We start from the raw sequence: 7175 nt of genomic DNA, 5'->3' as shown, positions 1-7175 counted from the left end.
CCGGCGGGGGAGTTCCCGTATGTGGGTGACTTCGACGGTGACGGCAGGGACGACATCGTCACGTTCACGCGTACGCCCGAGGCGGATGTGTATGTAGCGCTTTCCAACGGCAGTGACGGTTTCGTCCAGGGTGCCAAATGGCACGACCACTTCGGCCTGCCCGGCGAAACCACCCTTTGATGCCCCCGGAATTCCATCCAGACACGGAGAAGGAAAGGAGTGCGCAGTGAAACGCAATCCCGGGAAGCTGCTCCCGGCCGCCCTGTCGCTGGCCTCGCTCGTCGTCGCCTCCCTGCTCACCGGCACGGCCGGCGCCGCCACGGCCACCGTCGCCGCCCCGACCGGCGCGGGCCAGGACACCGCGTCACACGCGCCGGCCGGGGCCGGGGCCGGGGCGAGCGCCGCGGCCGTCGGCACGGCCGGCGTGCTGTCGCGGGCGGAGCGCGTCGCCAAGGTGACCGGCCCCGGTTCCACCAGTGCCACCGACGCCCGTTGGCAGGTCAAGGCCACCGACCTCGGCATCATGTGGGACAACGGTGCGGGCGAGATCCTGACGGCCTTCGGCGACACTTACGGCAACGGCTGGACCGGCCCCGGCGCCGCGGTCGGCGACCAGGCCACCATGGACTGGCGCTGCAACGTGCTCGGTCGCAGCGGCGACCGTGACCTCGCCGACGGCATGAGCCTGTCCAGCATGCCCAGCGACCGTGCGAACCACGCGAAGCAACTGCTGCCTTGCAAGCGCGTCAACAACGACGAGCTGACCACGATCCCCACGGCCGGCATCTCGGTGGGCGGCCGGCAGTACATGCACTACATGTCGGTGAACCACTGGGGCGGCGCCGGCGAGTGGTTCACCAACTACTCCGGGATCGCCTGGTCCGACGACAACGGCGAGAACTGGATCAGGGACGCCGACGCCCGCTGGCAGAACACCCCAGCCTGGGACAACAAGTTCCAGATGGCGGCCATGGTCCGGCAGGGCGGCCACGTCTACATGTACGGCACGCCGAACGGCCGGTTCGGCGGTGTGCATCTCGCGCGGGTCCCCGAGGGGAAGCTGCTGGAGCCCGGCGAGTACCGCTACTGGGACGGCAGTGCGTGGGGCGCGGACCAGAACGCGGCGGCTGCCGTCGCCGGGGCGCCGGTCAGCGAGGTGTCGGTGCAGTACAGCCGGTACCTGGGCAGGTTCGTGATGATGTATCTCGACGAGCACATGGCGTCCGTCGTGATGCGCACATCGCCGACGCCCACGGGTCCGTGGAGCGGCAAGCACGTGGTCGCCGCGGGCGCCGACTTCCCCAAGCTGTACGGGGCGTTCATCCATCCCTGGTCGGCCGACTCCAACAGCCCGTACCTGTACTTCACGATGTCCCAGTGGGATCCGTACAACGTCTATCTGATGCGGGTGCGGCTCACCGGCGGAGGTGTGTTCGGCGGTTCCCCGGCCGACTTCGACGGTGACGGCAAGGACGACATCGCCACGTTCACGCAGGACGACTCGGCGGACGTGTACGCCGCCAAGTCCACCGGCACCGCCTTCTCCGGCCGATCGGTGAAGTGGAGCGACCATTTCGCACCCGGTGGGGAGACGCCGCTGTCCGGCGACTTCACCGGGGACGGCAAGGACGACGTCGTCACCTTCACCCACGGGACCAAGGCCGATGTGTACGTCGCGCCGTCCGACGGCAACGCGTTCGGCACCGGGCAGAAGTGGCACGACCACTTCGCGCCGGGGCGTGAGGTGCCGGCCGTCGGCGACTTCGACGGTGACGGCAAGGACGACATCGTGACCTTCACCCACGACGACGCGGCGGACGTATACGTCGCGCTCTCGGGCGGCGGCTCGTTCGGTACCGGGCAGAAGTGGCACGACGACTTCGCCGCCTGGGGCAGCTTCCCGGCGGTCGGTGATGTCGACGGTGACGGCCGGGACGACCTGATCTCCTTCATCCAGGGCGCGGAGGCCGATGTGTACGTGGCCCTCAACGAGGGCGGCCGGTTCGGCGCCCCGCGCAAGGCACACGACCATTTCGCCCCCGAGGGCGAGCGCCCACGCGTCGGTGACGTGGACGGCGACGGCAGGGACGACATCGTGACCTTCACCGGCGGTGAGGCCTCGGACGTCTACGTGGCGCTCTCCGACGGCGCCGCTTTCGGTGGCGGACAGAAGTGGAACGACTTCTTCGCCCCGGACGGCGAGTTCCCGTACGTGGGCGACTACAACGGCGACGGCAAGGACGACATCGTCACCTTCACGCACACCTCCGAGGCCGATGTGTACGTGTCGGTGTCCGACGGCGCGTCCGGATTCGTCGACGGCCGCAAGTGGCACGAGTTCTTCGGCCTCGCCGGCGAGACCACCCTCTGAAACGGGCCGGGCCGCACCGTTTCCCTGCCCATCGGCCCGTGTCCCCGACCGGTCCGGCCGTCCACGGTCCCCGTCCCCCGTACGGGACCGCGGGCGGTCGGGTCATGCCGTGCACGGAGGGGGCGACCGTGAGCCTGGTCAACACCGCCGGGCGGACCGCGGGCGGTGAGAGGCCGAGATCACCGCGGCGCCCAGGTTGACGGGTCAAGCCGACCCTGCCCGCCGGCACACACGAGCCCACCACGCTCCCACCACGTGTCAGGCGCCGTCCCGCTTCCGTCCCGCGTGGCGATCAACGATATCGACGCGTGATGATGGAAGGGCCCACGTGCCTCGAGCAGGGGAGAGGGTCCAGATGTGCCGATGGGTGGCCTATACGGGAACGCCGGTGCTCCTCGACTCGCTGCTCTACCGCCCCGCACACTCACTGATCGACCAGAGCCTGCACTCCCGCATGGGGGTCGAGACGACGAACGGCGACGGTTTCGGCATCGGCTGGTACACGCCCGACGGCGGCACTCCGGCGGTGATCCGGGACACCGGACCGGCGTGGAACAACCGCAATCTGCGGGAGATCTCGGCGCACATCCGCTCCCACCTCTTCTTCGCCCACATCCGCGCCTCGACCGGTTCGGCCATCCAGCAGACGAACTGCCATCCGTTCCGGCACGGGCGGTGGCTGTGGATGCACAACGGCGCCATCGCCGACTTCCACCGGCTGCGCAGGGACCTTTGCATGGTCATCGACCCGTCGCTGTTCGCTGACATCGAGGGCTCGACGGACTCCGAGGTGATGTTCTTCCTGGCGCTCACCTTCGGCCTGGACCAGGACCCGCCGACGGCCGTCGCCCGCATGGCGGGCCATGTGGAGTCCCTGGGCCGCCGGCACGGCGTGGACTTCCCGCTCCAGATGACCGTCGCGGTGGCCGACGGGGAGCGGCTGTGGGCCTTCCGCTACTCCAGCGAGCGCCGCTCACGCTCTCTGTACTACAGCGCCGAGGTCGAGACCCTGCGCGCGCTGCACCCCGACATGAAGTTCCTGAGAGGACTCTCCGAGGACACCCGTCTTGTCGTGTCGGAGCCGCTGAGCGGGCTGCCCGGGGTGTGGACCGAGTTCCCCGAGAGCAGCTACGGCGCGGTCGGCGCGGAGTCGGACTTCGTGCGGCCCTTCGTTCCGATGGAGGTCGACGGGCAGCTTCCGTACAGCACCGTGCCATGAGGCGAGGCGGTGCCCCGGTGGCCGGGGCGCGGCCTCACCTGATCACGGCGGCGGTGCCGCCGTGATCAGGGCGCCGGGTGCCCGGGGCTCAGATCGAGGACATCGCTCAGGCGCAGTACCGCGCCCCGCGGCAGCGGTTCCGCCGACGTGTCGACGGGGGTGAGGCAGAACCCCACATGGTCCCCCCAGTCGGCCCGCTCCTCGACCCTGCCGATGAACCAGGCGCAGGCGTCCGCCAGCACGGGAACGCCGTGCGCCCCGGGCTCCCACTGTGTCGGTTCGAACTTGTCGACGCGATCGCCGCTCTCGCCGCCGAACAGCCGGGCCAGCCCGTGCTGTTCCCGGCCGAGCAGATGCACGCCCAGGTACGTGGCCCGGCACGCCACGCGGTAGGTGTGGTTCACCTTGGACAGCCACACCACGAACCGCACCGGGTTCAGCGAGGACTGGGAGGCGAACCCGACCAGGCAGCCGGCCCGCCGCCCGTCCGCGGCCGCCGTGACGAGGTACACGGGAGGGTCCAGCAGGTCAGTGAATCCGTTGACGTCCACCATGGCGAAACCCTCCCGGACATTCCCGCAGGCCCCGTACCGGCGCGCCGTGCCGTGCGGCCGTTTCCTCCCGGGTGCCCTGCGCACCGGCGCGCGACACGGGAGGCGGGACGCGCGGCGGCACGGGGAGGCGGGACGCGCGGTGGCACGGGGAGCCGGGGCAGGTCAGGCGGAGTCCCGGCGTACGAGTTCCGTCGGCAGGATGAGCGCGGCCGGTTCCTCCCCGCCGATCCGGGCCAGCAGCATCCGCACCATCTCCTTGCTGATCCGGTCCCACGGCTGCCGGATCGTGGTGAGCCGGGGCCGGGTCGACAGCGCGGCGGGCGAGTCGTCGAAGCCGCCCACGGCGACGTCCTCCGGCACTCTGCGCCCGGCCCTCGCCAGGGCGTCGAGAACGCCCTGGGCCATCAGGTCCGACGCCACGAAGACGGCGTCGAGGTCCGGGGCCCGCCGGAGAAGCAGTTCCGCGGCCTGCTCGCCGCTGGCCCTGCTGTAGTCGCCCGTGGCGATCAGCAGGTCGTCGGCGGGCAGCCCGCACTCGGCCAGCGTCTCCCGGTAGCCGGCGAGACGTTCGACACCGCCGGGGGTGTCCGGCGGGCCGGACACCGTGGCGATCCGGCGGCGGCCCGACGCGTGCAGGTAGCGCACCATGTCGCGGGCGCCCTCCCGGTCGTCCGCCGCCACGTAACCGATCCTGGCCTGCTGCCCGAGGGGCTTGCCGCAGGCGACCACCGGCACGCCGGCCGCCTGGAGTTCGCCGGCCACCGGGTCGCCGGAGTGGCTGGAGACGAGCAGGACGCCGTCCACGTGCCCGGCCTGGATGTACCGCAGATTGCGCCGGCGTTCGTCCTCGCTGCCGGCGATCATCAGCAGCAGCGGGATGTCCTGAGCGGCGAGCGCCTGGGTGCAGGAACGCAGCAGCACATTGAAGTTGGGGTCCTCGAAGAAGCGCTCCTGCGGCTCGGTCAGCAGGAACGCGACCGAGTCGGACCTTCCGGTGATCAGCGAGCGGGCGTGCCGGTTGACGACGTAACCCGTCCTGCGGATCGCGTTGTTGACGGCCGTCTGCGCCGCCGGGCTGACGTAGTGACCTCCGTTGAGGACACGTGAGACGGTCCCGCGGGAGACTCCCGCCTCACGCGCGACATCGTGGATCGTCACCGATCGGCGCTTGCCGTCCGGGCCGCGGTTCATGCTGTGTCCCCTCGTTCCCCTGACATCATGACTTTACGGCCCCGGACAGCAGGTCGAGACTCCAGAACCGCTGGACGACCAGGAAGAGGGCGATCAGCGGGATGATGGCGAGCAGGGCGCCGGTGATGACCAGCGTGTAGAGGGCGGGCGTGCTGGACCCCTGCGCGAGGAGCGTGAAGAGCCCGACCGTCATGGGGAACTTGGCGTCGTCGCTGAGCATGATGTACGGCAGCAGGAAGTTGTTCCAGATCGCCACGAACTGGAAGAGGAAGATCGTCACCAGGCCCGGCGACATCATCGGGACGCCGACCCGCAGGAAGATGCGCCACTCGCCCGCGCCGTCCATCCGGCCCGCCTCGACGAGCTCTATGGGGATGGCTGCCTGTGCGTAGATGCGGCCGAGGTAGACGCCGTACGGGGAGAGGACCAGCGGCAGCAGCACGGACAGATAGGAGTCCGTCATGTCGGCCTTCGCCATCAGCAGGTACTGGGGGACGGCGAGGATGACCGGCGGCATCAGCACGCCGGCGAGCAGCACGTTGAAGATCGCCTCACGGCCGCGGAAGCGGTAGATCGCGAGCGCGTAGCCGGAGACGGCGGAGACCGTCGTGGACACCACGGCGCCCAGGCCGGCGTAGAGGGCGGAGTTGCCCATCCACCGCCAGTAGATGCCGTCGCGGTAGGCGCCGAGGTCGGCGAGGTTGTCGCCGAGGCCGCTGCCGGGGAGGAAGGTGAAGGTGGAGAACAGTTCCGTGCCCGACTTGGTCGAGGCGACCAGGACCCAGGCGACGGGGAGCAGGCAGTACAGCGCGCCGAGCAGCAGCGCGGCGGTGGGCAGCAGGGCGGCGCGGCGCCCCGGCGGTGGTCCCTGGAAGGTGCCCGGGGTGGTGCCGGCGGCCGGGGCGGCCCGTCGGCGCCGGACGGGAATCGTGGACGTGCTCATCGGGATCCTTGTTGCTTGGCACGGGAGTTGGAGGTCCTGAGCAGGGCGAAGGACAGGGCGAAGGTGGCTGCGGCCAGGACCACGGCGGTGGCGGAGGCCGCGTACACGTTCCCGGCCACGAAGGCGTCGTTGTACACCTTCATCAGCGGGCTCCAGGTGGTGGAGATGCCGTTGGTCAGCGGTTTGAGAGTGGTCGGCTCGCTGAAGACCTGGAGGGTGGCGATGACCGAGAAGAAGAAGGTCAGCACCAGCGAGGGCACCACCATCGGGATCTTGATCCGCAGGGCGATCTGCAGCGGTGTGGCGCCGTCCAGCTTCGCCGCCTCGTACACCTCGGCGGGGATGGACCGCAGCGAGGTGTAGATCACGATCATGTTGAATCCGGTGCCGCCCCAGACGGCGATGTTCGCCAGCGCCAGGAACAGCGGCCCGCCGTCGAGGAGGTCGGGCCGCGGCAGTCCCAGCCGGCCGAGGACGTGGTGGAAGGGGCTGACGTCCGGCAGGTAGAGGAAGCCCCACAGGAGGGCGGCGATCACCCCGGGGACGGCGTACGGCAGGAAGATCGTGAGCCGGGAGAAGGCGCGTGCCCGGACCCGTTCGGTGTCCAGCAGCAGCGCGAACAGCAGGGCGAGGCCCAGCATGACGGGCACGACGATCGCTCCGTAGCCGAGGACACGCAGGGCGCCGTGGCCGAGTTCGGAGTCGGTGAGCGCGGCGGTGTAGTTCTCGACGCCGGCCCAGACCTCGGTCCGGGCGTTCTTGCCGAGGCCCAGCCCCTGGACGTCGACCTTGTGGAGGCTGAGCCACAGGGCGTAGCCGATGGGCAGCGCGAAGAACAGGGCGAACAGGACGACGGCCGGCGCGAGGAAGCCGTACGGGGCGGACCTCGCCCCGTAC

Annotated in this window: 6 protein-coding genes and 1 pseudogene; 3 read left to right on the top strand and 4 right to left on the bottom strand. The window is 70.2% G+C overall.

The features are described from left to right. The 3 genes and pseudogenes from ACWGH4_RS27410 to ACWGH4_RS27400 form a co-directional block, all read left to right on the top strand. A pseudogene (locus ACWGH4_RS27410) lies at nt 1–180 on the top strand (FG-GAP repeat domain-containing protein); the annotation flags it as partial. Nucleotides 181–226: 46 nt separating this feature from the next. Continuing rightward, nucleotides 227–2371, top strand: a complete 2145-nt coding sequence (locus tag ACWGH4_RS27405; protein WP_453465665.1) for a DUF4185 domain-containing protein — start codon at nt 227–229, stop codon at nt 2369–2371. Nucleotides 2372–2726: 355 nt separating this feature from the next. Next, nucleotides 2727–3590 carry a class II glutamine amidotransferase gene (locus ACWGH4_RS27400; protein WP_453465663.1) on the top strand — a complete coding sequence of 288 codons (864 nt, stop codon included), beginning with the start codon at nt 2727–2729 and terminating at the stop codon, nt 3588–3590. Nucleotides 3591–3655: 65 nt separating this feature from the next. Here the strand turns inward: ACWGH4_RS27400 and ACWGH4_RS27395 are convergent, their stop codons facing one another. The 4 genes from ACWGH4_RS27395 to ACWGH4_RS27380 form a co-directional block, all read right to left on the bottom strand. Next, on the bottom strand, nt 3656–4144 hold the full coding sequence (locus ACWGH4_RS27395) for a flavin reductase family protein (RefSeq protein ID WP_453465661.1): 489 nt from the start codon (nt 4142–4144) through the stop codon (nt 3656–3658). Between the two features lie 162 nt (nt 4145–4306). After that, nucleotides 4307–5335, bottom strand: a complete 1029-nt coding sequence (locus ACWGH4_RS27390; protein WP_453465659.1) for a LacI family DNA-binding transcriptional regulator — start codon at nt 5333–5335, stop codon at nt 4307–4309. Between the two features lie 25 nt (nt 5336–5360). Next, the gene (locus ACWGH4_RS27385) at nt 5361–6278 is read right to left on the bottom strand and encodes a carbohydrate ABC transporter permease (protein WP_453465657.1); all 918 of its coding nucleotides are present in this window, start codon (nt 6276–6278) and stop codon (nt 5361–5363) included. Next, on the bottom strand, nt 6275–7175 hold a 901-nt coding region (locus ACWGH4_RS27380; RefSeq protein WP_453465655.1), incomplete at its 5' end, for a carbohydrate ABC transporter permease. The genes ACWGH4_RS27385 and ACWGH4_RS27380, both read right to left, overlap by 4 nt.

This window comes from Streptomyces sp. NPDC054847 (assembly GCF_053610925.1).
The sequence above is the reverse complement of the archived record's forward strand: the minus strand, read 5'-3'. Positions and strand labels throughout refer to the sequence as shown.

Excerpts from the sequence above, each read along its gene's own strand:
- ACWGH4_RS27400 (WP_453465663.1), top strand. The coding sequence starts at position 2,727 with ATGTGCCGATGGGTGGCCTATACGGGAACGCCGGTGCTCCTCGACTCG.
- ACWGH4_RS27395 (WP_453465661.1), bottom strand. The coding sequence starts at position 4,144 with ATGGTGGACGTCAACGGATTCACTGACCTGCTGGACCCTCCCGTGTAC.
- ACWGH4_RS27390 (WP_453465659.1), bottom strand. The coding sequence starts at position 5,335 with ATGAACCGCGGCCCGGACGGCAAGCGCCGATCGGTGACGATCCACGAT.
- ACWGH4_RS27385 (WP_453465657.1), bottom strand. The coding sequence starts at position 6,278 with ATGAGCACGTCCACGATTCCCGTCCGGCGCCGACGGGCCGCCCCGGCC.